The following is a 567-nucleotide window of genomic DNA, read 5'->3' on the forward strand; positions in this document are numbered from 1 at the left end:
GAAATAGGGATGGCTTGATAATTCAATGCTAAAAAATTGCGCGGCCCCATTTGTACTGCCCGTCCGCCAACGACATCCATTCCGTGATTGACAATTTTACGCATGGTTTCGGTGGCATAGTATTTGGCCATAGCTGTCATCACAGCAGGTTTTCCACCTTCATTTAAACCACAAGTCACCATATAGCGAAAAGCTTCTAACATATACGCACCGCTGGCAATATCACTGGTGGCTTCTTGCACGCCTTCAAAATGTCCTACAGAAATTTTAAATTGTTGGCGAACTTTGGCAAAAGCACCGACACTTAAATAGGCCATTTCAGCGGAAGCAGTGGAGAGCGCTGGCAGTGAAATCCCACGACCTACGGCTAAGCACTCCATCAGCATGCGCCAACCTTTACCTGCATTTTCCACCCCACCAATAATCCAATCGAGTGGGATAAAAACATCTTGTCCATCGACCGTGCCATTCATAAAGGGTGAACCGGGATTATGTCGTGCACCGACTTGGACACCGTCATGACTAGCAGGTAATAAGGCGCAGGTAATGCCATATTCAGTTTTGCTT

General features: G+C 46.6%; 1 protein-coding gene. It reads right to left on the reverse strand.

Annotated features, from left to right (window positions below; all coding sequences use genetic code 11):
- A partial coding sequence (locus ACVUH9_RS22260; protein WP_475761023.1) for an acyl-CoA dehydrogenase family protein occupies nt 1-567 on the reverse strand: 567 nt, incomplete at both ends.

It is taken from the genome of Patulibacter ginsengiterrae (assembly GCF_056269115.1).